Source organism: Streptomyces griseus, from assembly GCF_900460065.1.
Taxonomy (GTDB): domain Bacteria; phylum Actinomycetota; class Actinomycetes; order Streptomycetales; family Streptomycetaceae; genus Streptomyces; species Streptomyces griseus.
This window is the reverse complement of sequence record NZ_UAVD01000027.1, coordinates 195,188-220,666: the sequence shown is the minus strand read 5'-3', so window position 1 is coordinate 220,666 and position 25,479 is coordinate 195,188. Positions and strand designations below refer to the sequence as shown.

28 protein-coding genes and 1 tRNA gene are annotated in these 25,479 nt (G+C 71.5%); 14 read left to right on the top strand and 15 right to left on the bottom strand.

Going from position 1 to position 25,479, the window contains the following annotated elements; all coding sequences use genetic code 11:
• The first annotated feature begins 79 nt into the window (after nucleotides 1-79).
• The 10 genes from DTB53_RS16760 (at nucleotide 80) to DTB53_RS16715 (ending at nucleotide 8,394) form a co-directional block, all read left to right on the top strand.
• Nucleotides 80-2,158: a cell division protein FtsK gene (locus DTB53_RS16760; RefSeq protein WP_012379499.1), complete on the top strand. Its 2,079-nt coding sequence runs from the start codon at nucleotides 80-82 to the stop codon at nucleotides 2,156-2,158.
• Between the two features lie 152 nt (nucleotides 2,159-2,310).
• Nucleotides 2,311-2,571, top strand: a complete 261-nt coding sequence (locus DTB53_RS16755; protein ID WP_012379500.1) for a hypothetical protein — start codon at nucleotides 2,311-2,313, stop codon at nucleotides 2,569-2,571.
• Nucleotides 2,562-2,750 (top strand): hypothetical protein, encoded by a 189-nt coding sequence (locus DTB53_RS16750; protein WP_012379501.1) that lies wholly within the window; start codon nucleotides 2,562-2,564, stop codon nucleotides 2,748-2,750. Before DTB53_RS16755 ends, DTB53_RS16750 begins: the two co-directional genes overlap by 10 nt.
• A gap of 11 nt (nucleotides 2,751-2,761) precedes the next feature.
• A complete protein-coding gene (locus tag DTB53_RS16745) occupies nucleotides 2,762-3,025 on the top strand; it encodes a hypothetical protein (protein WP_012379502.1) in 264 nt (87 codons plus the stop codon).
• Between the two features lie 137 nt (nucleotides 3,026-3,162).
• On the top strand, nucleotides 3,163-4,191 hold the full coding sequence (locus tag DTB53_RS16740; RefSeq protein WP_236586231.1) for a DNA cytosine methyltransferase: 1,029 nt from the start codon (nucleotides 3,163-3,165) through the stop codon (nucleotides 4,189-4,191).
• Nucleotides 4,188-5,072 (top strand): bifunctional DNA primase/polymerase, encoded by an 885-nt coding sequence (locus tag DTB53_RS16735; protein WP_012379504.1) that lies wholly within the window; start codon nucleotides 4,188-4,190, stop codon nucleotides 5,070-5,072. The genes DTB53_RS16740 and DTB53_RS16735 overlap by 4 nt, the downstream gene beginning before the upstream one ends.
• A complete protein-coding gene (locus DTB53_RS16730; protein ID WP_012379505.1) occupies nucleotides 5,069-5,416 on the top strand; it encodes a hypothetical protein in 348 nt (115 codons plus the stop codon). Before DTB53_RS16735 ends, DTB53_RS16730 begins: the two co-directional genes overlap by 4 nt.
• Nucleotides 5,413-6,576, top strand: coding sequence for a DUF3631 domain-containing protein (locus DTB53_RS16725; RefSeq protein WP_012379506.1), 1,164 nt, complete (start codon nucleotides 5,413-5,415; stop codon nucleotides 6,574-6,576). Before DTB53_RS16730 ends, DTB53_RS16725 begins: the two co-directional genes overlap by 4 nt.
• 203 nt (nucleotides 6,577-6,779) lie before the next feature.
• A complete protein-coding gene (locus tag DTB53_RS16720) occupies nucleotides 6,780-6,968 on the top strand; it encodes a helix-turn-helix transcriptional regulator (protein ID WP_012379507.1) in 189 nt (62 codons plus the stop codon).
• A 61-nt stretch (nucleotides 6,969-7,029) separates the two neighbouring features.
• A complete protein-coding gene (locus DTB53_RS16715) occupies nucleotides 7,030-8,394 on the top strand; it encodes a tyrosine-type recombinase/integrase (RefSeq protein WP_012379508.1) in 1,365 nt (454 codons plus the stop codon).
• 172 nt (nucleotides 8,395-8,566) lie between these two features.
• Here DTB53_RS16715 and DTB53_RS16710 read toward each other — a convergent pair.
• Nucleotides 8,567-8,648: transfer RNA gene (locus DTB53_RS16710), tRNA-Tyr, on the bottom strand.
• Nucleotides 8,649-8,812: 164 nt separating this feature from the next.
• Here DTB53_RS16710 and DTB53_RS16705 point away from each other — a divergent pair.
• The 3 genes from DTB53_RS16705 to DTB53_RS16695 all read left to right on the top strand — a co-directional run bounded on the left by DTB53_RS16705 (nucleotide 8,813) and on the right by DTB53_RS16695 (nucleotide 10,723).
• Complete coding sequence (locus DTB53_RS16705; protein ID WP_003967012.1) at nucleotides 8,813-9,301, top strand: YajQ family cyclic di-GMP-binding protein; 489 nt, start codon at nucleotides 8,813-8,815, stop codon at nucleotides 9,299-9,301.
• Between the two features lie 198 nt (nucleotides 9,302-9,499).
• Nucleotides 9,500-10,024 (top strand): methylated-DNA--[protein]-cysteine S-methyltransferase, encoded by a 525-nt coding sequence (locus DTB53_RS16700; RefSeq protein WP_012379509.1) that lies wholly within the window; start codon nucleotides 9,500-9,502, stop codon nucleotides 10,022-10,024.
• Nucleotides 10,025-10,081: 57 nt separating this feature from the next.
• Entirely contained in the window at nucleotides 10,082-10,723 is a 642-nt protein-coding gene (locus DTB53_RS16695; protein WP_172595268.1) for an alpha-ketoglutarate-dependent dioxygenase AlkB family protein, read from the top strand.
• Nucleotides 10,724-10,768: 45 nt separating this feature from the next.
• Here the strand turns inward: DTB53_RS16695 and DTB53_RS16690 are convergent, their stop codons facing one another.
• From DTB53_RS16690 to DTB53_RS16625, 14 genes are all read right to left on the bottom strand, one after another.
• On the bottom strand, nucleotides 10,769-11,041 hold the full coding sequence (locus tag DTB53_RS16690) for a GlsB/YeaQ/YmgE family stress response membrane protein (protein ID WP_003967015.1): 273 nt from the start codon (nucleotides 11,039-11,041) through the stop codon (nucleotides 10,769-10,771).
• A gap of 145 nt (nucleotides 11,042-11,186) precedes the next feature.
• The gene (locus tag DTB53_RS16685) at nucleotides 11,187-11,579 is read right to left on the bottom strand and encodes a YccF domain-containing protein (RefSeq protein ID WP_003967016.1); all 393 of its coding nucleotides are present in this window, start codon (nucleotides 11,577-11,579) and stop codon (nucleotides 11,187-11,189) included.
• Nucleotides 11,576-12,439 (bottom strand): zinc metalloprotease HtpX, encoded by an 864-nt coding sequence (gene htpX / locus DTB53_RS16680; protein WP_003967017.1) that lies wholly within the window; start codon nucleotides 12,437-12,439, stop codon nucleotides 11,576-11,578. Before htpX ends, DTB53_RS16685 begins: the two co-directional genes overlap by 4 nt.
• A 254-nt stretch (nucleotides 12,440-12,693) precedes the next feature.
• Nucleotides 12,694-13,161 carry a large conductance mechanosensitive channel protein MscL gene (mscL, locus tag DTB53_RS16675; RefSeq protein ID WP_003967018.1) on the bottom strand — a complete coding sequence of 156 codons (468 nt, stop codon included), beginning with the start codon at nucleotides 13,159-13,161 and terminating at the stop codon, nucleotides 12,694-12,696.
• A 114-nt stretch (nucleotides 13,162-13,275) separates the two neighbouring features.
• On the bottom strand, nucleotides 13,276-14,874 hold the full coding sequence (locus DTB53_RS16670) for an NADH-quinone oxidoreductase subunit N (protein WP_012379510.1): 1,599 nt from the start codon (nucleotides 14,872-14,874) through the stop codon (nucleotides 13,276-13,278).
• Nucleotides 14,871-16,538, bottom strand: coding sequence for a complex I subunit 4 family protein (locus DTB53_RS16665; protein WP_012379511.1), 1,668 nt, complete (start codon nucleotides 16,536-16,538; stop codon nucleotides 14,871-14,873). The genes DTB53_RS16670 and DTB53_RS16665 overlap by 4 nt, the downstream gene beginning before the upstream one ends.
• Nucleotides 16,535-18,535, bottom strand: coding sequence for an NADH-quinone oxidoreductase subunit 5 family protein (locus DTB53_RS16660; RefSeq protein ID WP_012379512.1), 2,001 nt, complete (start codon nucleotides 18,533-18,535; stop codon nucleotides 16,535-16,537). The genes DTB53_RS16665 and DTB53_RS16660 overlap by 4 nt, the downstream gene beginning before the upstream one ends.
• Complete coding sequence (gene nuoK, locus DTB53_RS16655) at nucleotides 18,532-18,978, bottom strand: NADH-quinone oxidoreductase subunit NuoK (protein ID WP_003967022.1); 447 nt, start codon at nucleotides 18,976-18,978, stop codon at nucleotides 18,532-18,534. Before nuoK ends, DTB53_RS16660 begins: the two co-directional genes overlap by 4 nt.
• Nucleotides 18,978-19,661 (bottom strand): NADH-quinone oxidoreductase subunit J family protein, encoded by a 684-nt coding sequence (locus DTB53_RS16650; RefSeq protein WP_202549309.1) that lies wholly within the window; start codon nucleotides 19,659-19,661, stop codon nucleotides 18,978-18,980. The genes nuoK and DTB53_RS16650 overlap by 1 nt, the downstream gene beginning before the upstream one ends.
• A complete protein-coding gene (locus tag DTB53_RS16645) occupies nucleotides 19,661-20,248 on the bottom strand; it encodes a NuoI/complex I 23 kDa subunit family protein (protein ID WP_012379514.1) in 588 nt (195 codons plus the stop codon). Before DTB53_RS16645 ends, DTB53_RS16650 begins: the two co-directional genes overlap by 1 nt.
• A complete protein-coding gene (locus DTB53_RS16640) occupies nucleotides 20,248-21,216 on the bottom strand; it encodes a complex I subunit 1/NuoH family protein (protein WP_012379515.1) in 969 nt (322 codons plus the stop codon). The genes DTB53_RS16645 and DTB53_RS16640 overlap by 1 nt, the downstream gene beginning before the upstream one ends.
• Nucleotides 21,213-22,682, bottom strand: a complete 1,470-nt coding sequence (locus tag DTB53_RS16635) for an NADH-quinone oxidoreductase subunit C (RefSeq protein WP_012379516.1) — start codon at nucleotides 22,680-22,682, stop codon at nucleotides 21,213-21,215. The genes DTB53_RS16640 and DTB53_RS16635 overlap by 4 nt, the downstream gene beginning before the upstream one ends.
• A complete protein-coding gene (locus DTB53_RS16630; RefSeq protein ID WP_012379517.1) occupies nucleotides 22,679-23,386 on the bottom strand; it encodes an NADH-quinone oxidoreductase subunit B in 708 nt (235 codons plus the stop codon). Before DTB53_RS16630 ends, DTB53_RS16635 begins: the two co-directional genes overlap by 4 nt.
• Complete coding sequence (locus tag DTB53_RS16625; protein WP_042498403.1) at nucleotides 23,377-23,784, bottom strand: NADH-quinone oxidoreductase subunit A; 408 nt, start codon at nucleotides 23,782-23,784, stop codon at nucleotides 23,377-23,379. The genes DTB53_RS16630 and DTB53_RS16625 overlap by 10 nt, the downstream gene beginning before the upstream one ends.
• 321 nt (nucleotides 23,785-24,105) lie before the next feature.
• Between DTB53_RS16625 and DTB53_RS16620 the strand changes: the two genes are divergently transcribed.
• A complete protein-coding gene (locus DTB53_RS16620; RefSeq protein ID WP_012379519.1) occupies nucleotides 24,106-25,293 on the top strand; it encodes a sensor histidine kinase in 1,188 nt (395 codons plus the stop codon).
• Nucleotides 25,294-25,479 lie beyond the last annotated feature (186 nt).

Genomic DNA, 25,479 nt, shown 5'->3' with positions numbered 1-25,479 from the left:
GCGGGGGCGGTCGGACCCGGCCAAGGAAACCGGCCGCCCCTCTTTCCTCTCCACCCATCGAGCAGGAGGAAGTACCAGCATGACGGACACCGCCGCCCCGGCCGCGCATCTGCGGCCGGTACCCGACCTGGACAACGACACCGAGACCACCGCGCCGGTCGCGGTCGACAACCCCGCCCTGCCGGAACCGAAGGTGAGCGTGGAGAAGCGCAAGCCGGTCCTGGCCGGGTGGCTGACCGACCGGCGCGACTTCACCGCCACCGCCCGCCACGCCGGCGCGAACGCCGGATACAGCGCCCTCTTCCATGGCGTGCGGCTCCCGGTCTACGCCGGGCGGCTCGCGCTGATGTCGCCGCGGGGAGCCTGCCGGTTCATCGCCACCACCAACCGGTGGGTGTGGGACCGCGAAGCCGCACCGTTGCGGGCCGCCGCTGTCCGCGCGGAGGACGTGGAGGAGTACATGCGCCTGTCCCGGCTGCGGGCCGGGCGGGTGCGGCTGCGGGGCCTGGTCACCCTGGTCGCCGCCGTGTTCGGTGTCGGCTTCGCCCTCTGGCTCTACGTCATGGCCCCCGCGCTGATGTACGCGTTCGCCGCCGGCGGGGTGCTGCTCCTCGGTATGGGCGGCCAGCAGCCCGATGCCCCGGTCATCGGCCCCGCCGTGCTGAAGACGGAGGTGCAGAAGCTCACCGGCAGCATCGTGCTGCGCGGTCTCGACTCGATCGGGAACGCGAAGATCTCCGCCGCCATCAAGAAGGGCGGCGAGATGAACGGGCTGCGCTTCACCAGCGAAATCGTGCGTGACGGCCCCGGCTACCGCGCCGACCTCGACCTCCCCTACGGCGTCACGCCCGAGGACATCATGGAGGCCCGCAAGCCCCTGGCGTCCGGGCTCCGGCGCAAGGTCGGCTGCGTCTGGCCCTCCCCCGACCCCACCGAACACGAAGGACGCCTGGTCCTCTGGGTCGGGGACAAGCCGATGAACGAGACCACCAAACCCGCCTGGCCCCTCCTCAAGGCCGGGCAGGTGGACCTGTTCAGGCCGGTGGTGTTCGGCAATGACCAGCGGATGCGGGACGTGTCGGTGACGCTGATGTTCGCAGCCGTGGTCGTCGGGTCGATCCCGCGCATGGGCAAGACGTTCCTGATGCGGCTGTTCCTCCTCATCGCCGCACTCGACCCGCGCGCCGAGCTGCACGCGTTCGACTTCAAGGGCACCGGCGACTTCGGAGCCCTCGAACCGGTCTGCCACCGCTACCGGGCCGGCGAGGAGAACGACGACATCGCATACGTCCTGGACGCCCTGCGGGAGCTGAAGGAGGAGCTGCGCCGGCGGGCGAAGGTCATCAAGTCCCTGCCGCGCTCCCGCTGCCCGGAATCCAAGGTCACCCCCGAACTGGCCAGCGACAAGAGTCTGGGGCTGCACCCGATCGTGGCCGGGTTCGACGAGTGCCAGGTGCCGTTCGAGCACGAGGAGCACGGCAAGGAGATCGAAGCGATCTGCACCGACCTCGTCAAGCGCGGCCCGGCGCTGGGGATCGTGACGCTGTTCGGGACGCAGCGGCCGGACGCGAAGTCGCTGCCCACCGGGATCAGCGCCAACGCGGTGCTGCGGTTCTGCCTCAAGGTCATGGGACAGCCCGCCAACGACATGGTGCTGGGGACCTCGATGTACAAGGCCGGGTACCGGGCCACCATGTTCTCCCGCTCCGACCGGGGCATCTGCTGGATGGCCGGTGAGGGCGACGACCCGCGCATCGTCGCCAGCGCTTTCGTGGACGCGGTGGCCGCCGAGCAGATCGCCGCACGCGCCCGCCAGGTCCGCGAGGAGTACGGCAACGTCACCGGCCACGCCATCGGCGCGGGACCGGAGAAGACGGGCCAGTCCGATGTGCTGGCCGACGTCCTGGCCGTCATCGCTCCGGACGAGAAGGCCGTCTGGTGCGAGCGGATCGCCGCCCGGCTGGCCGCCGCGCTCCCGGACGTCTACGGCGGGTGGAAGGGCGAGAACGTCACCGCCGCCCTCAAGCCCCACGGCATCAAGGCCGGGCAGGTCTGGGGCCAGACCGACACCGGCGAGGGCAAGAACCGGCGCGGCATCGACCGCACCGACATCACCACCGCCATCACCCGACGTAACCAGAACAAGGCCGCCGCCTGACCCCAGCACGGTTGCTAGACCTAGCACCCCCGACTGCTAGGTCTAGCACCCCCGCTAGCACCCCACAACCGCCCTGAGCTGCAACCTAGCCTCTAGCAGCCCACCTGCGGAAACACCCGGAAACCCGCCCATCGAAGGGATGTGAGCCCCTCGTGGCGCTCGCTAGCCTCCTCATCCTCCTCACCACCGCCGGTTACGCAGTGTTGTGCGCGGTGAAGCCGTTCGCCCCGTGCCGGAAGTGCTCCGGCACCGGCGTCCGCACCCGCCGCCGCACCGTCACCCTCTGCCGCCGCTGCCACGGCCACCGCTCCCGACTCCGCATCGGGCGCCGACTGCTCAACAACAGCCGCAGCATCCACGCAGCCGGCACTCGACCCCAGACCATCGACCGGAAGGCAGCCCCATGGCAGTGACGCTGTCCCTCGTCGCCCTCTTCGGGCTCGTCCTGTTCTTCCTGCTGCGGTCCGGCAGCCTCACGCCCGGCGGAGCGTTCACCGCCGCCGGGTTCGGGTTCTTCCTCGCCTCCACCGGAGCCGCCGGACCTATCAACGAGATGGCCGCCGCCATCGTCGACGCCATCCCCAACATCTGAGGGAGCACCCCGTGCGACTGCGCCTCCAGCTCACCGGCTGGGACCGCCGGACCCTGATCCTGACCGACACCCCCCGCCCCGACTGCCCGCTCTGCGCCGGGCACGGCGGGCTCGCCTACGACTACGGCGACCACGAAGGGGAGTACGCCGGCACTGAGTGGGACCCCTGCACCTGCTGGGACGAAACCCGCCGCCGGACCCTGCTCCGGCTCCCGCGCCTCCGTCGCCGCCACCAGGTCGCCCGCGACCCGTGGAGCGACGAACCGCCCTTCTGACACGCCAAGGGCGGCCCCCGCATCTCGCCAAAGAACCGGGGCCGCCCTTGTCTGCCAGCACTTCTCACAGAACTGGAGACACCAGCATGACCCACCCCACCCCCATCCGGCGAGTGCCGGACGGGACCTTACGAGCCGTGGCCCTGTGTGCCGGCTACGGCGGACTCGAAACCGCGCTCGGTGCGGGTATCGGCGCGGTGCCGGTCGCCTACGCCGAGAACGACCCCTACGCCGCCGCCGTGTTCGCCGCCCACCACCCCGGGGTGCCGAACCTCGGAGACATCACCCGCGCCGACTGGGAACGGGTCCGCGACCTCTACCGGCCCGAGATCGTCGGGGCCGGATTCCCGTGCCGCAACATCAGCAACGCCGGACGAAAGGATGGGATCAGTGGCCAGTGGTCGAGGGTCTGGAAGAACGTCGCTGCGGCTGTGGGCGTCATTCGACCGCGCTACGTCTTCCTGGAAAACGTGGCGGCGCTCCGCTCGCGGGGGCTGGACGTCGTCGCCCAGGACCTGGCCGCGATCGGGTATGGCGTCCGGTGGACATGTCTACGAGCTGGTGACCCCGAAGTCGGGGCCCCGCACGAGCGTGACCGCTGGTTCGCAGTTGCCCATCCCGCTGATGCCGACCCCCACCACCTCGGACGGCACTGGCGGACCCGGCACCAGCCCGAAACGCAAGGGCGGCCTGAACCTGCGCACCGCAGTGACACGCCTCCCGGCACCCCCGACCGAGTCCTGAGGCTGGTCCCCACGCCGGCCGCGCGGGACTGGCGGTCGGGGGCCTCCAACCTGTTGGAGCGCAACGCGCGCCCGCTGAACGAGTTCGTCGTCAACCGGCTCCCCTACAGCGGGAGCTGGATCTCCACCGACGGCATCGACTACGGGCCCGCCATCCGCCGCTGGGAACACATCACCGGCCGCCCCGCCCCCTGCCCCACCGAGCCCGGTATGCGGGGCAACCGCCGCCTGTCGCCGTTCTTCACGGAATGGCTCATGGGCCTGCCCGCCGGCTGGGTCACCGCCGTCCCCGACGTTCCGCGCAAGGAACAGCTCCGCATCCTCGGCAACGGCGTCATCCCCCGCCAGGCCCACCACGCCTACGGACAACTCCTCGGAGCCACCCCCGCCGCCTGGACCCACCCCCGGGCGGTGGCCGCATGAACACCCTCCTCAACGCCGCCCTGGACGCGGCCGAACGCGGATGGCACGTCTTCCCCCTGCGGCCGGCCGACAAGCGGCCCGCCCTCCACGGTGAAACCGCGTGCTCCGGGACCGGGGACTGCGCGGGCGGGCACCGGAAGTGGGAGCAGCGGGCCACCACCGACCCCGACCGCATCCGTGCGGCCTGGTCGGCGGGGGCGTTCAACGTGGGCCTGGCCACGGGTCCGTCCGGGTTGGTCGTGGTGGACCTGGACCCGGTCAAGGCGAAGGACCCGAAAGGAACGCCTGACGGCGTGACTTCCCTGCAAGCGCTCTGCGAGCGCGCCGGGCAGACCGTCCCCGCCACCTACCGGACCCGGACCGCGTCCGGTGGACACCACCTGTACTTCACCGCCCCGCCCGGGGTCCGGCTCGGCAACAGCGCGGGCAGGCTGGGCAAGCACATCGACACCCGCGCCCACGGCGGCTACGTCGTCGCCGCCGGGAGCACCCTCCCGAACGGTGCGTACGAGGTGGTTAACCCCACCGACCCCGTACCGCTGCCGGAATGGCTGTACGCCCTCCTGGCGCCCCGTCAGCCCTCTCGGGGCCTGATGGCTGTGCCCGTGCCGGTTCGGGCCTCTCGGTACGCCGCAGCGGCCCTCAGGGCCGAAACGGCGGCTGTCGCGGGGGCTGGGGAGGGTGTGCGGAACTGGACGCTGGTTCGGGCCGCCCGCGCTCTGGGGCGGTTCATCCCGTCCGGCGACCTCGACCGCAGTGAGGTAGAGGCGGCTCTTAATTCGGCGGGATTGCGGGCCGGCCTCCGGGAGAACGAGTGCAGGGCCGCCGTGGCCAGCGCTCTGAACTGGTCCATCGCCAACAACCCCGGGCGGCCGGCATGACCACCGCCCCCAATCCCCGCCTTAAGAGCCTGCCTGCCACCCCGAACGCCCCGCAGGCCGCCGATCGCGCCGCAGCACCGGTGACCGGTGGCGAACCGAAAGGCGTCGCCGAAGGCGTCCGCGTTGCTGTTCTCCCTGACCCGCACACGATCACTGTGACCGGCATCCGCCCCGGCCTCACGGTGCGCGGGCTCGGACGCAACCAGATCCCCGCCGCCGACTGGCTCTGCGCCTGCGGCCACCACGAACACGCCCGCGGCGGCAACGCCGTGACCGACCTGACCACCCGCGCCCGCGTCGACCACTGCCCGCACACCGAGCAGCACCGGAGGAACGCCGCATGAACACCGACCAGCAGCCCAAGACACTCATCGACGGTGCCGCCCTGCTCGATGCGGTGGAAGCGTTCCACCGCCGTTTCAACGCCTTCCCGACCGAGGCTGCCTACGTCGCGGTCGCCCTGTGGGACGCGCACACGCACCTGCTTGACTGCTTCGACTCCACGCCCCGCCTCGCCTTCCTCTCCCCGGAACCGGGCAGCGGAAAGACTCGGGCGCTCGAAGTCATCAGCACGCTGGTCCCCCACCCGATGCACGCCGTGAATGCCTCACCCGCCGCACTCTTCCGTGCGGTGGCCGATGAGGCGGGGCGGCCGACGATCCTCTTCGATGAGATCGACACCGTCTTCGGCCCCAAAGCCAAGGACAACGAGGATCTGCGGGGCCTGCTCAACGCAGGGCACCGCAAGAGCGGCGTCTCCTACCGGTGCGTCGGGGACGGCGGCACGCAGACCGTCGTCGCCTTCCCCTCGTACTGCGCGGTCGCCATGGGGGGACTCGGCTCCTTGCCCGACACGATCCTGGCCCGCTCTGTCATCATCCGGATGCGGCGCCGGGCCCGTAACGAGCGCGTGGAACCCTTCCGGGCTCGCATCCACGAACCGCAGGGCCACGCTCTACGCGACCAGCTCATCACCTGGGCCGAGCAGGTCCGGCCCCGCGTCGACGGGGCGTTTCCCGACATGCCCGAGGGCATCACCGACCGGCCGGCGGACGTGTGGGAACCACTGCTCGCCGTCGCAGACGCGGCTGGCGGAACCTGGCCCGAGCGGGCCCGGCAAGCCTGCGTCGACCTGGTCACCGCCGTGAACGAGGATGACCGCGCCTCGCTGGGCGTCAAACTCCTCACCGACCTACGCGACCACGTCTTCCCCGGCGAAGTCACCGTCTCCACCGTCGAAATCCTGCACCTGCTCAACGGCTTGGAGGAATCGCCCTGGGGCGACCTCGACGGCCGCCCGCTGAACGCGCGCACCCTCTCCAAGACGCTCAAGGAATACGTCACCGCCAAGAGCAAGCCCATCTCACCTCGCCCGCTCCGCATCGGCGGGCAGATCGTCAAGGGTTACCACCGCGACGACCTCACCGACGCCTGGAACCGCTACTGCCCCCCGCCCCCGGAATCCTCGGTTACATCGGTTACGCCCCTCCCCCTGGACGTCTGACCTGCGGCGTACCCGTAACCGACCGGGGCGGTGTAACCGGAACATCTCCGGTTACACCGCCCGGGCCACCACCACCTGTAACCGCACGCCCTCGGTTACGCCCCGCCCATCGGTTACAGAAAACACGCCCCTGACCTGGTGCGTAACCGACGTAACCGATGTAACCGCACCTGTGAGACCGAACCGAGCCAAGGAGTCGCACCGTGGCACGCCCCCAGATGCTCAAGCTCCCCGAAGTCCTCGCCGAACTCGACATGAGCCGCGCCGCCTTCTACCGGATGCGCGCCCGCGGCAAGGCCCCGCTCGTCCGGAAGCTGCCGAACGGCCAGGTTCGCGTCAGCCGTAGTGACCTTGACGCTTGGTGGCAATCCTGCGCGCAGCCCACCGCATAAATACCACCACCGACCACAAGGGGCCCGTCGATGTGACGGGCCCCTTCTCTATGGGAGCAGCATGCATACGTACGACGTGCGGATCTGGGCAGTGCGACAGCGAAAGGACCGCGGGCAGAGTTCCGCGGAACTGCGGTGGAAGACCGGCTTGACGCCGCATTCCCAGACCTTCCGCACTAAGACGCTCGCTGACGGCCGGCGGGCGGAGCTGCTCCGGGCCGTCCATGCCGGGGAGCCCTTCGACGAAGCGACCGGCGTACCAGTCCGGGAACTGCGTCAGCGTAAGGAGGTGAGTTGGTACCAGCACGCACGCGACTACATCGAGATGAAGTGGCCGCATTCCCCCGGATCAACCCGGCGCACTCTCTCCGAAGCGATGGCGACCATCGCGCCCGCCTTGGTCACGGACACCAAGGGCATGCCTGACCCGAGGACAGTACGCACAGCGCTCTACAGCTGGGCCTTCAACATGAACCGGCGTTCCGAGGAACCTCCGGCCGAGGTCGCCAAGGTCCTGGCCTGGTTCGAGCGGAAGTCGCTGCCGACATCGGCTTTGGCCGACCGCATGCACGTGCGTGCCGCGCTCGACGCCCTCACCAAGAAGCTGGACGGCACAACGGCTGCCGCATCGACCATCCGACGGAAGCGCGCGATCTTGCACAATGCCCTTGGCTACGCCGTCGACGCCGGGCTTCTGCCTCAGAATCCCCTGCCACAAATCCAGTGGAAGGCGCCCGAGCAGGTCGAGGAAGAGTTGGACCCTGCAACCGTCCCTGATCCCCGGCAGGCTCTCGCCCTGCTAGATGCCGTGCGGACGCAGAGCGCCCGGGGCCGACACCTGGTCGGGTTCTTCGGGTGCATGTACTACGCGGCGGCGCGGCCGGCCGAGGTAGTCGGCCTCTGCGTCAAGGACTGCGAGCTTCCCCGACGCGGCTGGGGCGCTCTGCGGCTACGCGAGACCCGCCCCCGCTCCGGCTCAGCCTGGACCGACAGCGGCACCGCGCACGACCGGCGAGGGCTCAAGCACCGCCCGCGGAAAGCGGTGCGCACCGTGCCAATCCCTCCTGATCTGGTCGCTCTGCTTCGATGGCATCTCATCGCCTATGGAGCGGCCCCGGACGGACGGATCTTCCGTACCCAGCGCGGCGGGTTGATCCAGGACACCGGATACGGGGAGGTGTGGGCAGAGGCCCGTACACGAGCCCTGACGCCTGCCCAGCGGGATTCGGCCCTGGCCAAACGACCGTATGACCTACGTCACGCGGCAGTGTCGACCTGGCTCAGTTCAGGGGTGGAGCCTCAGGTGGTTGCCCAGCGCGCCGGCCACAGTGTGGCGGTGCTGTTCCGCGTCTACGCCAAGTGCCTGGACGGCGCAGCGGCGACCGCGAACGCCCGGATCGAAGCGACGTTGCGGGCCGGTCAGTAGCGCCCAACCGTGCCCCACACCTGCCCCACACAGGCTGATCAAAGGTGGGATTCGGGCGAGACAAGGTGAGACGTACGGGCCCGCTCACAGATCCCCGTCGTCACACTTACACACATGCAGAAACCCCGCCCGACCTGCGGTTAAAGCAGATCGGACGGGGTTTCCCGTCCTGTGGCGGCGCCAGGGTTCGAACCTGGGTAGGCTGAGCCGGCAGATTTACAGTCTGCTCCCTTTGGCCACTCGGGCACACCGCCTCGAACGACGCGTTGGATCTCGTGGTGAGCTCCTTGGCGACGACGTAAACGATACCTGATGGCCAGGGGTGCTCCGCCACCTCATTGATCAGCAGCCGGAGGGTCCGGCGGTGGCTAGGCTTGCGCCGTATCCCTCAAGCATTCGACGCAAGGAGCCACACGTCATGGCCGACTCCAGTTTCGACATCGTCTCGAAGGTCGAGCGGCAGGAGGTCGACAACGCCCTCAACCAGGCCGCCAAGGAGATCTCCCAGCGTTACGACTTCAAGGGCACGGGCGCCTCGATCTCGTGGTCGGGCGAGAAGATCCTGATGGAGGCGAACGGCGAGGAGCGCGTCAAGGCCGTCCTGGACATCTTCCAGTCCAAGCTGATCAAGCGCGGTATCTCGCTGAAGTCGCTGGACGCCGGTGAGCCGCAGCTCTCCGGCAAGGAGTACAAGATCTTCGCCACGATCGAGGAAGGCATCTCCCAGGAGAACGCCAAGAAGGTGGCGAAGATCATCCGCGACGAGGGCCCGAAGGGCGTCAAGGCGCAGGTCCAGGGCGACGAGTTGCGGGTCAGCTCCAAGAGCCGGGACGACCTTCAGGCCGTGCAGGCGCTGCTGAAGGGGCAGGACTTCGACTTCGCGGTGCAGTTCGTGAACTACCGGTGATCGACCTCCGCGATCCGCGGGGGCGTTGCCGGGCGGTCTGAGCAGAGCACAACGGGGCACACCGCCGAGGCCGACCTCGACGGCGTGCCTCTTCGTGTTTCCGGGGGCCCGGGACGCGGGTGCGATGTCCGAAAACCGCCGGTGACGGTGGGGGGAGCGGGCGCAGACTGGCCGTACGAACCGGGGAAGTGAGAAGCCATGACGACGACGGTGTACGCGCGGGTGGAGAGCCCGCTGGGCGAGTTGCTGCTGGTCGGTGAGGTGCCGGCGGGCGGGCCCGACGCTGCCGGGGCGGCCGGGGTCCGGCTGCGCTCGCTGTCGGTGCCCGGCCAGAAGGGCGGCGCGGTCGTCGAGGACGGCTGGCGCCGGGATCCCGAGGCGTTCGCGGAGATCGCCCGGCAGTTGGAGGCGTACTTCGCGGGGCGCTCGACGCGGTTCGACGTGCCCCTGGCGCAAGGAGCGGGGACGGAGTTCCAGCGGCGGGTCTGGGCGGCGCTGGAGTCGATCCCGTACGGGAGCACGGTGTCGTACGGGGAGGTCGCGGCGCTGGTCGGGGCCTCGGGTGCGGGGGTGCGGGCGGTGGGCACCGCGATCGGGCGCAATCCGTTGCTGGTCGTGCGGCCGTGTCACCGGGTGATCGGGGCGGACGGGGCGCTGCGGGGGTACGCGGGCGGGCTGGAGCGGAAGAGGCTGCTGCTGGGGATCGAGGGCGGGGCGGGCTGAGCCGTGGTGCCAGGACTTCCGCCGTCCTCGGACGGTCTGTTCCGGCGGGAGCGGAGGGTGGTCGCGCCGGGGGCGGTCCACGTCCCGGAGTGGCTGTCGGTGGAGCGGCGGGCGGAGTTGGTCGCGGCGTGCCGCCAGTGGGCGTCGGGGCCGGTGCCGTTGCGGCACACGGTGCTGCCGGGCGGTGGGGTGATGTCGGTGCGGACGGTGTGCCTGGGGTGGCACTGGCAGCCGTACCGGTACGCGCGTACGGCTGATGACGTGAACGGCGCTCGGGTGGCCGCGTTTCCGGAGTGGCTGGGCGACCTGGGGCGGGCGGCGGTGGCCGAGGCGTACGGGGACGGGGAGGCGGCGGAGGCGTTCGCACCGGACACCGCGCTGATCAACTTCTACGACGACAGTGCGCGGATGGGCATGCATCAGGACCGGGAGGAGCGGTCGAGCGCTCCTGTGGTGTCGTTGAGCATCGGGGCGCGGTGCGTGTTCCGCTTCGGGAACACCGAGGGGCGCGGGCGGCCCTACACAGATGTGGAGTTGGCGTCCGGGGATCTGTTCGTCTTCGGCGGGCCGTCGCGTTTCGCGTTCCACGGGGTGCCGAAGGTGTACGCGGGACCGGCCGACCCGGCAGCCGGGCTGCGGGCCGGCCGGTTGAACCTGACGTTGCGGGAGACCGGGCTGACGGCGCGGGACGTGCGGTAGGGCGCGGTGCGCCCGCCGTTCACGGGTCCCGGCGTCCGGGCCGGGTCAGCGGCGTTCGCGGGAGTTGCCGAACAGCAGCCGGTAGGCGATGAGCAGGACCAGTGAGCCGGCGATGGCGGCGATCCAGGTCGCGGTGTCGTAGAAGTCGTTGCTGATGGGGCGGTCGAGGAACTTGCTGGAGAGCCAGCCTCCGACGAAGGCCCCGACGATGCCGATCACGGTGGTGCCGACGATGCCGCCCGGGTCACGTCCCGGGAGCAGGATTTTGGCTATGACTCCGGCGAGCAGCCCGAGAATGATCCAACTGATGATGCCCATGTGGCTGCACCTACCCCTTGCCTCGTCCTGGAATCCAAGACGCCGGGGGCAGGTGTTCGGTTGCTCCGGGGCCGGGCCAGGGACTGGGCTCTGTCGTCACACTGCCGCCTGCCCCGGGGCGACGACGGCAGTGTGACGACAGGACCTAGCGGGCGGCGAAGGGCTGGTCGGAGCGGACGATCTCCTTGCCGAAGGGCATGAGGGAGACGGGGATCAGCTTGAAGTTGGCGATGCCCAGGGGGATGCCGATGATCGTGATGCACAGCGCGATGCCGGTGGTGATGTGACCGAGGGCGAGCCACCATCCGGCGAGGACGAGCCAGAGGACGTTTCCCACGCAGGAGGGCGAGCCCGCGTCCCGGCGGTCGACGACGGTGTAGCCGAACGGCCAGAGGGCGTAGACGCCGATCCTGAAGGCGGCGAGCCCGAAGGGGATGCCGATGATGGTGATGCAGAGCAGGACGCCCGCGAGCAGGTAGCCGAGGAACATCCAGAATCCGCAGAGGATCAGCCAGATGACGTTCAGGATGGTTTTCACGGGCGATGACCTGCCATCTGTTCTAGTCGGGCGATCCGCTCCGCCATCGGCGGGTGGGTGGAGAACATCTTCGCCATTCCCTGGCCGGGACGGAACGGGTTCGCGATCATCATGTGGCTCGCGGTCTCGATCCTGGGCTCGGGCGGCAGTGGGAGCTGTTTCGTTCCTGCGTCGAGCTTGCGCAGGGCGCTGGCGAGGGCGAGCGGGTCGCCGGTGAGCTGGGCTCCGGACGCGTCGGCCTCGTACTCCCGGGAGCGGCTGACGGCGAGTTGGATGACGGAGGCGGCGAGCGGCCCCAGGATCATGATCAGGAGCATCCCGAGGAGGCCGGGGCCCTCGTCGTCGTTGGAGCGGCCCACCGGGATGAGCCAGGCGAAGTTGACCAGGAACATCACGACGGAGGCGAGGGCTCCGGCGACGGACGAGATGAGGATGTCCCGGTTGTAGACATGGCTCAGCTCGTGGCCGAGGACGCCGCGCAGCTCGCGTTCGTCGAGGATCTGGAGGATGCCCTCGGTGCAGCAGACGGCGGCGTTGCGCGGGTTGCGGCCGGTGGCGAACGCGTTGGGCGCCTGCGTCGGGGAGATGTAGAGGCGCGGCATGGGCTGGCGGGCCGCCGTGGAGAGCTCGCGGACGATGCGGTAGAGCTGTGGCGCCTCGAACTCGCTGACGGGTCGGGCGCGCATGGCCCGCAGGGCCAGTTTGTCGCTGTTCCAGTACGCGTACGCGTTGGTGCCGACGGCGACCAGGAGCGCGACGATCAGTCCCGTACGTCCGAAGAAGCTGCCGATGACGATGATGAGTGCGGACAGTCCCCCGAGGAGTACGGCGGTTTTCAGCCCGTTGTGCCGGCGGTGCACGGTACGCCCTCCAAGTGGTGCAGCAGGGGAACCCTTTGCATGGTGGTGCTCCACTCCCCAGTGGAGCCTCCTGTACTGGTCAACGCCAGGCGAGAGGAGCTAGTTCCCTTGTGCGTGCGGCCGGAGGGCGGGGGCTGTGCCGCGTGTTCGCGCCGGTCGGGCGCCCGGCCCCGTACGGAGGGGCGCTGGGCCGTACGGGTGGCGGGGTGGCTCGTTGCGCGACGGTCCCGCGGGGTCGGGGCGTCGCGGTGGGGTCAGTGCTGCTGTGCGGGGAGCTTGGCGAGGGAGAGCGCCTCGGGGTCGGGCTCGACCTCGCTGGTGCAGTGGCCGCAGCGGGAGGCGATGGCGGGGATCTCGCTGAAGCAGCGCGGGCAGTCGCGGAGGGCGGCCTTGATGTCGACGGCCTCCTCCTCCTGCTCCTTGGCGAAGCGGTTCTGCACCTTGGCCATGGGGACCACGACGCAGAAGTACAGCACCCCGGCGGTGATCAGGAAGGCGATCGCGGCGGCGATGAAGAGGCCGTAGGGGAAGACGACGCCGTCGACTTCGTAGGAGGCCTTGCTGAAGTCTCCCGTGCCGCGCGTGGCGAGGCCGATCAGCGGGGTGATGAAGGCATTGCTGAAGCCCGTGACGACGGCGGTGAAGGCGGCTCCGACGGCGAGCCCGATCGCCATCGAGATGACGTTCCCGCGCAGGATGAAGTCCTTGAACCCGTTCAGCACTGCTCTCTCTCCTCTTTCTCCGGCATGTCCACGCCGATTACGTGACGTATGCAGCCAAGACCATGCCCTGTGGCGGGGGCTCCGGGCAAACCGATCTTGCGGGGCCCGGAGGCCTCAGAAAAGGCTGACGGAGGCGAAGCGCAGAACGGTCTGCGGGACCCCGGAGAGCAGGATTCCGGCGGTGGCGGTGAGCACGATCGCCGTGGTGAGGGGGGTGGGGGCGCGGAATCGGCGGGGCGGGGCGGATGCCGTGGGTGCGGTGGCGGTCCCGGTGGTTTCCGGGGCTCCCTCGGGGGCCCGGAAGAGGATCGCGGTCCACTGAAGGTAGTAGTAGAGAGCGATCACCACGTTGACGGCCATGACGACGGCGAGCCAGCCGAGGCCCGCGTCGACGGCCGCGGAGAAGACGGTGACCTTCGCGAACAGCCCGATGATGCCGGGCGGCAGTCCGGCCAGGCAGAGCAGGAAGAACCCGAGGGCCAGGGCGGCGAGGGGCCGGGTGGCGTACAGGCCCCGGTAGTCGGTGAGCCGGTTGCCGGGGTGGGTACGGGCGACGACGGCGGCGACCGCGAACGCGCCCAGGTTCACGACGGCGTACATGAGGGCGTACGCCACGGTGGAGCCGATCTGGTCGTCGCTGGAGTACGCGGCGGCGGCGATCGGGACCAGGAGGTAGCCGGCCTGGGCGACCGAGGACCAGGCGAGCAGCCGTACGGCGCTGCGGGCGCGGGCGGCGTTCTGGCGGAGGGCGGCCACGTTGCCGGCGGTCATGGTGAGGGCGGCGAGGACGGCGAGGGCGGGTCCCCAGACGTCGGCGTAGGAGGGGAACGCGACGACGGTGACCAGGATGAGCCCCGAGAACCCGACGGCCTTCCCCACGACGGAGAGGTACGCGGCGATCGGGAGGGGTGCGCCGACGTAGGTGTCGGGGACCCAGAAGTGGAAGGGCGCGGCGGCGGTCTTGAAGGCGAAGCCGACGAGGGTGAGGGCGACGCCGGTCCTGGCGAGGGTGTCGAGCACCGGGGGCACGTCGTCGAGGCGGGTGGCGATCTCGGTGAGGTGCAGGGTGCCGGTGGTCGCGTACACGAAGCTGACGCCGAGCAGCATGACGGCGGTGGCGACGACGGAGGAGAGGAAGAACTTCAGCGCTGCCTCGGAGGAGCGTCGGTCGCCGCGTTTGATGCCGACGAGCGCGAACGCGGGCAGGGAGGCGACTTCGAGGGCGACGACGAGCGTGGCGAGGTCGCGGGAGGCGGGCAGCAGGGCGGCCCCGGCGGCGGAGGCCAGGAGCAGGAACCAGTACTCCCCGGCCGGCAGCTTGCGGGTGTCGTCGAGCGAGAGCAGGACGGTGAGGAGCGCGCCGCCGAGGACGAGGGCCTGGATGACGAGGGTGAAGTGGTCGGCGGTGTAGCTGCACGCCCGGGTGCCGGTGGTGACGCAGAAGGTGGCCCGGTCCCCCGCCCGCAGGGGGATCAGGAGGGCCAGGGCGGCGGCGAGGGCCGTGAGGGCGGCGTACCCGAGGAGCCGTTTGCGGTGGGCGGGCAGGAACAGGTCGGCGACCAGGACGGCCAGGGCGGCCAGCGCGGTGAGGGTGGGGGGCGCGACGGCGAGCCAGTCGATGGACTGGACGACGCTGGGGGCGTCGGCCGCGAGGAGGCCGCCGGTGGCGGGGGCGGTGCTGAGGTCGGCGGTGGTGCCGAGGTCCGCGGTCACGACTTGCCTCCTGAGAGGAGCTTCTGCACGGCCGGGTCGGTGAGGCCGAGGAGGACGGCGGGCCAGAGGCCGGCGAGGACGGTGAGCGCGGCGAGCGGGGTCCAGGCGGCTGCTTCGTACGTCTGGATGTCGGCGAGCTGCGGGGTGGTGGCGGCCCCGGGCGTCCGGGGGCCGTCCGGGGGTCGCGGGGCGTCCGGGGAGTTGGCGGTCCCCGGGTCGGGCGACAGCCGGGAGCGGGGCGCGTGCTCGCCCATGCAGACGCGGCGGACGACGATGAGCATGTACGCGGCGGTGAGCAGGGTGCCGAACGCTCCGATGGCCATGAAGGTGCGGAACGCGGGGCGGCTGAGGCCTTCGGCGGGGCTGTACGCGCCGAACAGGGTGAGCATCTCGCCCCAGAATCCGGCCAGTCCGGGGAGGCCCAGCGAGGCGACGGCGGCGAAGGCGAGCAGGGCGCCGAGGCGGGGGGCCCGTCCGTAGAGGGCGGCCCCGGTCGCTCCGGCGAGGGTGTCGAGGTCGGCGGTGCCGTAGCGGTCCTTGACGGCGCCGACCAGGAAGAACAGCAGGCCGGTGATGAGGCCGTGGGCGATGTTGGCGAAGAGGGCGCCGTTGACTCCGGTGGGGGTCATGGTGGCGATGCCGAGCAGGACGAAGCCCATGTGGCCGACGGACGAGTAGGCGATGAGCCGCTTGAGGTCGCCCTTGGCGCCGGTGCGGGCGAGGGCCAGGCAGGCGAGGGAGCCGTAGACGATGCCGACGACGGCGAACGCGGCGAGGTAGGGGGCGAAGGTCCGCATGCCGTCGGGGGCGATGGGGAGCAGGATCCGGACGAATCCATACGTTCCCATCTTCAGCAGGACGCCCGCGAGGAGCACCGACCCGACGGTGGGGGCGGCGGTGTGGGCGTCGGGGAGCCAGCTGTGCAGGGGCCACATCGGGGTCTTCACCGCGAGGCCGAGACCGATCGCGAGTACGGCGATGACCTGCACGGATGTGGTGAGTCCCCGGCCGTTGTCAGTGGCGAGTGCCACCATGTCGAAGGTGCCGGTCTTCAGCCCGATGAGGAGGATGCCCAGCAGCATGACGACCGAGCCGAGCAGCGTGTAGAGGATGAACTTCCAGGCGGCGGCCTGCCGCCTGCCGCCGCCCCAGCGGGCGATGAGGAAGTACATCGGGATGAGGACCATCTCGAAGGCGAGGAAGAAGAGGACCAGGTCGAGGACGGCGAAGGTGGCGAGGGTGCCGGACTCCAGGACGAGGACGAGGGCGACGAAGGCCTTCGCCGAGGGGCCCGCGGGCGGCTTGAAGTAGCTGTACAGCGCGCAGAGGAACGTCAGCAGCGCGGTCAGGAGCAGGAGGGGGAGCGAGATGCCGTCGACGCCGAGGTGGATGCGGACGTCGAGCGCCGGGATCCAGCTGATGTCGGTGGTCGCCTGCATCGTGGCGGGGTGGTCGTGGTCGAAGCCGGCGGTCAGGACGATCGCGGCGAGGAGGACGGCCCCGGTGACGGTCACGCCGTGGCGGAGCACGGCCTGGTCGGGGTTCTTCCCCCGGAGCCCGGGCGGGGCGGGGAGCAGGGCCGCGACGGCGCCGAGGAGCGGGGCGACGACGACGAACGCCAGGAGGAACTGCAGCACGGACGCACTGATATCGATCACGGTCACGACCCCGCGTTGACGTTGGCGAAGACGACGGCGGCGATCGCCAGGACGAGGGACCCGGCGAGCAGGGCGCTGACGTAGGTCTGCGCGTTGCCGGTCTGGGCCCGGCGGACGGCGGTGCCGAGGAGGCGCGTGACGGCGCCCGATCCGTTGACGTAGGTGTCGACGACCTCGCGGTCCAGGAAGCGGACGAGGCGGGCGGCAGCCTGGACGGGCCGGACGAACAGCGCGGTGTACAGGGCGTCGAGGTGGAAGCCGGCGGCCGCGTGGCGGTGCAGCCGGCCGAGGAGGAGCCGGCCGGGGTCGGCCGGGTCGGGGGCTCCCGCGATGGTGCCGTAGGCGGCGGTGTGGGACGTCATGGCCTCGGCTTCGACGAGGGCGGGTTCGGCACCGGGGTGGGCGGCGACGGCGCCGATGGGGGTGCGGGCGGTGAGGGCGGAGGTGTGCCGCCACGCGCCGTAGGTGACGAGGCCGCCGACGAGGGTGACGCCGGTGGAGAGGACGGCGGTGGTGAGGGACGGCGTGAGGTCGTGCCCGTCGAACCAGTCGCCGATCGTGCCGACGGTGAGGCCGAAGGCGATGGTGGGCACGGCCAGGACCCACAGGACGGAGGTCATGGCGGCGGGCTGCCCGCCGTGGTCGGGGAGTTCCGCGCCGCGTCCCCGGAAGGCGAGGAGCCACAGGCGTACGGCGTAGGCGGCGGTCAGGACGGCGGCGAGGAGTCCGGCGATCAGGATCGTCCAGCCGGCGGCGGCCGGGGCGACGCTCCGGTCCCCCAGGGCGGTGTGCTCGGCGGCGACGAGCACGGCCTCCTTGGAGAAGAAGCCGGCGAACGGCGGGATGGCGGCCAGCGCGAGGAGCGCGACGGTCATCGTCCAGAAGGCGTCCGGGACGCGGCGGGCGAGGCCTCCCGTCCGGGACATGGCGGCGAGCGAGTTGGTGCCGGCGGCGTGGATGACGACGCCCGCGGCGAGGAAGAGGACCGCTTTGAACGCACCGTGCGAGATCAGGTGGAAGACCGCCGCGCCCCGGTCGCCGACGGCCAGGGCCCCCGACATGTAGCCGAGTTGGCCGATGGTCGAGTAGGCGAGGACGCGTTTGATGTCGTCCTGGGCGAGGGCGGCGAGCCCGGACCCGATCATCGTGACGGCGGCCATCGCGGCGAGGACGACGAGCGCCGCGCCGGAGGCCGCGAAGACGGGCAGCAGACGGGCCACGAAGTAGATGCCGGCGGCGACCATCGTCGCGGCGTGGATGAGCGCGGAGACGGGGGTGGGGCCGGCCATCGCGTCGGGCAGCCAGGTGTGCAGGGGGAATTGGGCCGACTTGCCGGCGACGCCCGCGAGGAGCAGCAGGGCGATGACGGTGGGGTGGTCGAGCCCGCCGTTGCCGACGGCGGCGAGGATCGTGGTGATCCGGAAGCTGCCGGTGTCGGCGGCGAGCGCGAACAGGCCGATCAGGAAGGGGACGTCGCCGAGTTTGGTGACCAGGAAGGCCTTGAGGGAGGCGGCCCGGGCCTCGGGGGTCTCCCAGTAGTGGCCGACGAGGAAGTACGAGCAGATGCCCATGATCTCCCAGCCGACCAGGAGGACCATCAGGTCGCCGGAGTAGACGACCAGGAGCATCGCGGAGGTGAAGAGGGAGACGAGGGCCGCGTAGGAGGGATAGCGGGTGTCGCCGCGGAGGTAGGCCGTGGAGTAGAGCTGTACGCAGGTGGCGACGACGGTGACGAGGACGGCGACCAGCACGGCGAAGCCGTCGAGGTGCAGTGCCAGATCGATCGGGACCGAGCCGGTGGGCGTGAGCTGGGTCGCGGCGTCGATGGCCCGGCCGCCGCCCTGGCGGACGGCGACGACCACGGCGAGAACGGCCGCGGTGAGGGTCGGAAGGATCGCCAGCGGGCGGACGAACCCGGGGGCGGTGCGGCCGACGGCGAGCCCGGCGAGCGCCCCGAGGAACGGGAGGAGGGGGACGAGGGCGGCGAGGGTCGTGGTGGTCACCTGGTGGCCTCTGCCTTCTTGTTCTTCCCCGCGTTGTCGCCCGGTCGGCCGGTGGCCGTCGTGGTGTCGCCGTTCGGGGCGGCGTCGGTCCCGGACGGGCCGGTCCCGGCGTCGTCGGGGAGTGTCTCCGCCGCGTCGGTCTCGGCGGTGTCGCGGAGCCGGTCGATGGCGGAGGTGCCCCGGTTACGGTAGACGGCCAGGACGATCGCGAGACCGATGCCGATCTCGGCGGCGGCGATGGCGATGGTGAAGAGGGTGAGCGCCTGGCCGGAGTGGAGGGTGTCGCGGAGCCAGACGTCGAAGGCGACGAGGTTGAGGTTGACGGCGTTGAGCATGAGCTCGACGGACATCAGGACGAGGATCGCGTTGCGGCGGGCGAGGACGCCGTAGAGGCCGACGCAGAAGAGGAGGGCGGCGAGCACGGCGGGATAGGCGAGGTGCATCAGCTCCGCTCCTCCTTGCCGGACGGGCCCGATGAGCCGGACGGGCCGGGTGAGCGGGGTGAGCCGGACGGGCCGGGGCGGACCGTGGTGTCCGTGTCGTGTTTGCGGGACAGGACGATCGCGCCGACGAGGGCGGCGAGGAGCAGGACGGAGAGCGCCTCGAAGGGCAGCACCCAGTTCCGGAACAGGAACGCGCCGGTGACCTCGGTGGAGCCCTGGGCCGGCCCGTCGAGATCGATCCAGGTGGTGCGGAAGGCGTCGACCACGACCCAGACGAGGGCCGTCGCCGCGGCGGCGGCCACTCCGAGGGCGACCCACCGATTGCCCGAATCGGCGTCCGGGGAGCGGCCGATGGGGGCCCGGGTGAGCATCAGGCCGAAGAGGAGGAGGACGACGACGGAACCGACGTAGATCAGCACCTGGACCCAGGCGATGAACTCCGCGGTGAGCAGGAGGTACTCGACGGCCAGTCCGCCGAGCGCCACGACGAGCCAGAGCGCGGCGTGCACCAGTTGCCTGGTCGTGACGGTGATGACGGCGGCGCCGAGGGTGACGAGGCCGACGAGGAGGAACGCGATCTCGACGCCGGACGGGGAGAGGAAACCGGGGTGGTCGCCGGCGGACGCGACGGTGGTGCCCATGGTGGCGCTCGCGGTGGCGCCGGCCGCGGTGCTGAGCGGCATCACGGGGTTCCCCCCTTCTCGTCTGCCTGATTCCGCTCCTGCTGCTCCCGCTGCTCCTGTGCGCGTTGGGCGGCGAGCTTGTCCGCTGCCTTGCGGGCTGCGGCGATCTCCTTCGGTTCCTCGGCGCCGGGGTCGAGGGCGGGCGGCTCCGGCACGGTCCACATCCACTCGCGGAGCTTGTCGCGCTCGTGGGTGAGTTCGTGGATGTCGGTCTCCGCGTACTCGAACTCGGGCGACCAGAACAGTGCGTCGAACGGGCACACCTCGATGCAGATACCGCAGTACATGCAGAGGGAGAAGTCGATGGCGAAACGGTCGAGGACGTTGCGGCTGCGCTCACGGCCGCCGGGGGCGGCGGGCGGCGACGTCTCCTTGTGGGAGTCGATGTAGATGCACCAGTCGGGGCACTCACGGGCGCAGAGCATGCAGACCGTGCAGTTCTCCTCGAACAGCCCGATGACGCCGCGGGAGCGGGGCGGGAGTTCGGGCTGGGCGTCCGGGTACTGCGCGGTGACGGTCTTCCTCGTCATCGTGCGCAGGGTGACGGCGAGGCCTTTGGCGAGGCCCGAGCCGGGGATCGGGGGCATCAGTTGATCGCCACCTTCACGATGCCGGTGAGCGCGATCTGCGCGAGAGCGAGCGGGACGAGGGTGGTCCAGGCGAGCTTCTGCAACTGGTCCTCACGCAGACGCGGATAGCTGACGCGCAGCCAGATGACGACGAACGCGAGGAGGGCGGTCTTCAGGACGGTCCAGAGCCAGCCGAGCCCGTCGGCGCCGAACGGGCCGTGCCAGCCGCCCAGGAACAGGACGGTGGTCAGGGCGCACAGGACGACGATGCCCGCGTACTCGGCGAGCAGGAACAGGGCGAAGCGCAGCCCGGTGTACTCGGTGTACGCGCCGAAGATGATCTCGGAGTCGGCCACCGGCATGTCGAAGGGCGGGCGCTGGAGTTCGGCGAGACCGGCCACGAAGAAGACCAGGGCGCCGACGATCTGCCAGGGCAGCCACCACCACGCGAAGGCGTCGAGGATGCCGGTGAGCGAGACCGTTCCGGCCGCCATGGCCACGGAGGCGGCGGTCAGGAGCATCGGCAGCTCGTAGGAGAGGAGCTGCGCGGCGGTGCGGAGGCCGCCGAGGAGGGAGAACTTGTTGGCGGAGGCCCAGCCCGCCATGAGCGAGCCGAGGACGCCGATGCCCATGACGGCGAGCACGAAGAAGATCCCCGCGTCGACCGCCTGGCCGACCGCCCCGTCACCGGGGCCGACGGGGATGACCACGAGGACGAGGAGGTACGGGAGGAGGGCGACGGCGGGGGCGAGCTGGAAGACGCGGCGGTCGGCGGCGGCCGGGACCACGTCCTCCTTCTGCGCGAACTTCACACCGTCCGCGACGAGCTGGGCCCAGCCGTGGAAGCCGCCCGCGTACATGGGGCCCAGGCGGCCCTGCATGTGGGCCATCACCTTGTGTTCCGTCTGCCCCACGAGGAGGGGGGCGACCAGGAACACGACGAAGACGATGGCCAGACGGAGGGCGACGTCGGACACGTCGTTCACTCGGGATCGCCTCCGGCGGGGTGGTCTGGGGCGGGATGGTCCGGGCTGGGGTGGTCCGGGCCGGGGGGCTGCTTGTCGGGGGCGGGCTGGTCGCTGGGGTCCGGGGCGTCGCTCGGGTCCGGAGCGTTGCGCCGGAGGGGCCGCGAGGACGCGTCCGGAGACGCGGCCTCCGGGCCCTCCGGTTCGTCGAAGGCCGGCCGCGCGTCGTGCCACGGGGCGTCCGTGCTGCGCACCCGGGGCGGACGCGGCGGCGGGCCCTCGGGCGCGTCGGACGCCGATCGCTGACTGGCCGAGCCTTCGGAGGCCGAACGGGACCGGCGCGGTCCGGACGTCGGGGACGCGGGCGACTCGCCCGGCCCGGAACGCTGACCGGCCGAGCCGTCGGACGCCGACCGGGAACGGCGGGCGGGCCGGGCGGGCGTGGCCCCCGGCTCGTCCGGCTCCGCGCGCTGGCTCGCCGAACCGTCCGACGCCGACCGGGACCGGCGTGCCGGGGCGGCTGAGGTCTCTGCGGGAGCGTCGGCGGGCGGCTGCTGGCTCGCCGAGCCGTCCGACGCCGACCGGGACCGGCGCGGGCGGGCCGCCGCGGGGGTCCCGGGTGCGGCAGGGGTCTGCGGTGCCGCTGCGGCCTCCCGCGTCGTGGGAGTGGGGGCCTGCGCACCGGGCGCCGTGGAGGTTTCCGGACCGGCCGTCTCCGGGGCGGCGCCCGCGCCGGTCGCCTCCGGGCCCGGGGCCGTGGCGCGTTGGGCCGCCGAGCCCTCGCCCGCGGTGCGGGTGCGGCGGGGCGGGCGGTCGGCCGCGGGTCGGGCGGCTCGGCCCGGGCGGGCGGCGGCCGGGGGGAGCCGGCCCTTCATCGGGCCCCATTCGTTCGGGTCGGGGACCCCGGGCGGGAGCATCGCGCGGCGCTGGGGACCGGCGTGTCCCTCCGCCGGCTCCCCCGGTTCCTTCGCCCCGGGCCAGGCCTTGGCGACGCGCGCGGCCAGGACGAAGTCCTTGCGCAGCGGGTGGCCCTCGAAGCCTTCCGGCAGGAGCAGCGGCACGAGGTGCGGGTGGCCGTCGAACGCCACCCCGAACATCTCGTGCGTCTCGCGCTCGTGCCACGCGGCGCCCGCGTAGACGTCGATGGCGCTGGGCAGGACCGCCGCGTCGTGCGGCACGGTCGTGCGGACCATCAGCCGCCGCACCGCACCCGTGCCCAGGGCCGCGACATGGGCGCAGACGCGGAAGCCGACGCCCGGTTCGTCCACGGCGCTGAGCCAGTCGAAGTAGCTGCACCCGAGCTCGTCGCGGGCGGTCCGCAGCGCGGTGAGCCAGTCGGCGGCGGGGACGTCGACGGTCAGCAGGTCGTACGCGGACTCCGCCGTGGCCTCGGCGCCGAACACGTCGGCGACCCCGTCCGGCAGGCTGTCGTAGGCCTCGGCCCCGGACGCCCCGGATGCCGCGTACGGGTCGTCGCTGGTGCTCATCGCCGCTCCTCGTCCTGTGTCGGGGCCGGAGCCGTCGGACCGGGAGCCGTCGAGGCCGGAGCCGTCGGACCCGGAGCCGTCGGCGCGGCGACCAGGCCGCTGCGCAGGGCGTCGGTGGACGGGCCCCCGCCCGTGGCCCCGGTGGCGTACCGCTCGGCGAGGGATTCGCGCGCGATCTTCTCCTGGAGCTTGAGAATGCCCTGGAGCAGCGCCTCGGGCCGGGGCGGGCAGCCGGGTACGTACACATCGACGGGGATGATCTGGTCGACGCCCTTGGTCACGGAGTACGAGTCCCAGTAGGGGCCGCCGCAGTTGGAGCAGGCGCCGAAGGAGATGACGTACTTCGGTTCGGGCATCTGCTCGTAGAGCCGCTTCACCGCCGGGGCCATCTTGTCCGTCACCGTGCCGGAGACGATCATGAGGTCGGCCTGGCGGGGGCCGGGGGCGAACGGGATCACGCCGAGCCGGATGAAGTCGTGGCGGGCCATGGACGCGGCGATGAACTCGATGGCGCAGCAGGCGAGTCCGAAGTTGAAGACCCAGAGGCTGTAGCGGCGGCCCCAGTTGAGGACGACCTTCATCGGCTCCGGTGCGAGCCGCGAGAGCACGCCGAGGCGCTTGGGCTCGGGAAGGAGGACCGGGTCAGCGGGGGGCGGGGACGCGGGCTGCCGCGACGCGGGGGTCGGCCGGCTCGTCAGGCCCATGCGAGAACGCCCTTCTTCCATGCGTAGAGCAGTCCCACGGCCAGGAAGCCGAGGAAGACGAACATTTCGACCAGGGTCGTCGCGCCGTATCCGGGCGCCGCGAACACCGTGGCCCACGGGAACAGGAAGATGGAGTCGACGGCGAAGATCACGTACAGGAAGGCGTAGACGTAGTAGCGGACCTGGGTGTGCGCCCAGCCCTCGCCGACCGGGTCGACGCCGCATTCGTAGGTGAGGAGCTTCTCCGGGGTGGGGACGACGGGGCGCAGCAGTCGCCCGGCTCCGAAGGCCACGGCGACGAACAGGACGCCGACCAGGGCGAGCAGGCCGATGACCGAATAGCTCTGGAAGAACTCCGAGGCGAGTGCGGTGGGCGCGTCCACCGGAACGCCCGGCATCCCCGACCCGCCTGAGGCCCCCGCGATCCCCGACACCCCGGGATCCCCGGATGCGCCGGGCACGCCGCTCAGGTCCACCGCGTCCGCCACGCGGGTCACGTCCGCCACGCCGGTCACGTCCGTAACGTCGGTCACGTCCGCCCCTCGATCCTCGTCGTCCGCATCTGTCCCGTGTACCTGTTCCGTTCTGTACGCACGGGAGTCTAGGGCCTGATAAACGGAGCGTAAGCAGCCGCGTCGGGCATGAGGTGGGGTTACCCCTACCTCACCCCACCCATGAACCCCATGGTGTGCGCGGGTGCCGCGCGGCAGGCTGGGGGTATGACCATGAGCCCTTCCGTGCCGGATCCCGACCGGCTGCCGCCCGCCCGCTTCGCCCTCGACCGGTGGGCCTGGCGGGAGGTCGCGTATCTGCTCGCCAACCTGCCGATCGCCGTCCTCGGGTTCGTCTACGCGGTTCTCGTGGTCGCGGTCGGCGCCGGGCTCTCCGTCACCGTGATCGGGCTGCCGCTGCTGGTCGGCGGGCTCCAGGGGGGACGGCTGCTGGGCCGGGTGGAGCGGTGGCGGGCGAGGCGGATGCTGGGCGTACGGGTCGAGGAGCCGAGTCCGCTGGCCCGGGGTCATCAGGGGCAGGGGGTGTTCGTCCGGCTGTGGGCGGGGCTCAAGGACCCGGTGGGCTGGCGGGCGTTGCTGTACGGGTTCGTCCGGCTGCCGTGGGGGGTGCTGACGTTCGGGGTGACGCTGGCGGGCCTGTTCGTCCTGTGGCCGGTGCTGCCCTTCATCACACGGGGGTTGACGACGGTGGACCGGGCGATGGCGCGGGGGCTGCTGTCGCCCTCGGACGAGCTGGAGCGGCGCATCGCCGAGCTGGAGTCGGACCGGGGCGTGGTCGTGGACACCGCCGCCGCCGACCTCCGCCGGATCGAGCGCGACCTCCACGACGGCGCCCAGGCCCGCCTGGTCGCCCTCGCCATGGGGCTCGGCCTGGCGAAGGAGAAGCTCACGGACGACCCCGAGGCCGCGGCCCGCATGGTCGACGAGGCCCACGGCGAGATCAAGGTGGCCCTTCAGGAGCTGCGGGACCTGGCCCGCGGCATCCATCCCGCCGTCCTCACCGACCGGGGCCTGGACGCCGCGCTCTCCGCCATCGCCTCCCGCTGCACGGTTCCGGTCAAGGTGTCGGTGGGGCTTCGGGGACGGCCGGCGGAGGCCATCGAGGGCATCGCGTACTTCACCGTGTCGGAGCTGCTGCAGAACATCAGCAAGCACAGCGGCGCACGGTCGGCCACCGTCGACGTGTGGCGTTCGGCGGACCGGCTGGTGCTCCAGGTCACGGACGACGGCGGGGGCGGGGCCCGGATGGGCGGCGGTACGGGTCTCGCGGGGCTCGCCGAGCGGCTCGACGCGGTCGACGGGGTGTTCGTCCTGGACTCGCCGGAGGGCGGGCCGACGACCGTCACCGCCGAGCTGCCCTGGCGCGATCGGGCTTCGGCGCGGCCGGCCGCCTGACCGCCCGGCGTCCGGGGGTGGGGAAAACCCCCGGGTGGATACGGAGAAGCACCTCATGGTGCGGGAGGCCGCCGGCCAGGACCCTTGAGGGAGAACGGTCCGGGGATGACGGGCCGCCTCCGGCGCCGTCGCGGCGCGGGCCCACGCGAGGCCCACAGCCCTACGCACAGCCCCACGCACAGCCCA

What these genes read in the sequence shown, in the direction of transcription:
- DTB53_RS16760 (WP_012379499.1), top strand. Translation starts at nt 80, where the DNA reads ATGACGGACACCGCCGCCCCGGCCGCGCATCTGCGGCCGGTACCCGAC.
- DTB53_RS16750 (WP_012379501.1), top strand. Translation starts at nt 2,562, where the DNA reads ATGGCAGTGACGCTGTCCCTCGTCGCCCTCTTCGGGCTCGTCCTGTTC.
- DTB53_RS16735 (WP_012379504.1), top strand. Translation starts at nt 4,188, where the DNA reads ATGAACACCCTCCTCAACGCCGCCCTGGACGCGGCCGAACGCGGATGG.
- DTB53_RS16730 (WP_012379505.1), top strand. Translation starts at nt 5,069, where the DNA reads ATGACCACCGCCCCCAATCCCCGCCTTAAGAGCCTGCCTGCCACCCCG.
- DTB53_RS16725 (WP_012379506.1), top strand. Translation starts at nt 5,413, where the DNA reads ATGAACACCGACCAGCAGCCCAAGACACTCATCGACGGTGCCGCCCTG.
- DTB53_RS16715 (WP_012379508.1), top strand. Translation starts at nt 7,030, where the DNA reads ATGCATACGTACGACGTGCGGATCTGGGCAGTGCGACAGCGAAAGGAC.
- DTB53_RS16705 (WP_003967012.1), top strand. Translation starts at nt 8,813, where the DNA reads ATGGCCGACTCCAGTTTCGACATCGTCTCGAAGGTCGAGCGGCAGGAG.
- DTB53_RS16700 (WP_012379509.1), top strand. Translation starts at nt 9,500, where the DNA reads ATGACGACGACGGTGTACGCGCGGGTGGAGAGCCCGCTGGGCGAGTTG.
- DTB53_RS16690 (WP_003967015.1), bottom strand. Translation starts at nt 11,041, where the DNA reads ATGGGCATCATCAGTTGGATCATTCTCGGGCTGCTCGCCGGAGTCATA.
- nuoK (WP_003967022.1), bottom strand. Translation starts at nt 18,978, where the DNA reads ATGCACCTCGCCTATCCCGCCGTGCTCGCCGCCCTCCTCTTCTGCGTC.
- DTB53_RS16650 (WP_202549309.1), bottom strand. Translation starts at nt 19,661, where the DNA reads ATGCCGCTCAGCACCGCGGCCGGCGCCACCGCGAGCGCCACCATGGGC.
- DTB53_RS16645 (WP_012379514.1), bottom strand. Translation starts at nt 20,248, where the DNA reads ATGCCCCCGATCCCCGGCTCGGGCCTCGCCAAAGGCCTCGCCGTCACC.
- DTB53_RS16635 (WP_012379516.1), bottom strand. Translation starts at nt 22,682, where the DNA reads ATGAGCACCAGCGACGACCCGTACGCGGCATCCGGGGCGTCCGGGGCC.
- DTB53_RS16630 (WP_012379517.1), bottom strand. Translation starts at nt 23,386, where the DNA reads ATGGGCCTGACGAGCCGGCCGACCCCCGCGTCGCGGCAGCCCGCGTCC.
- DTB53_RS16625 (WP_042498403.1), bottom strand. Translation starts at nt 23,784, where the DNA reads ATGCCGGGCGTTCCGGTGGACGCGCCCACCGCACTCGCCTCGGAGTTC.
- DTB53_RS16620 (WP_012379519.1), top strand. Translation starts at nt 24,106, where the DNA reads ATGACCATGAGCCCTTCCGTGCCGGATCCCGACCGGCTGCCGCCCGCC.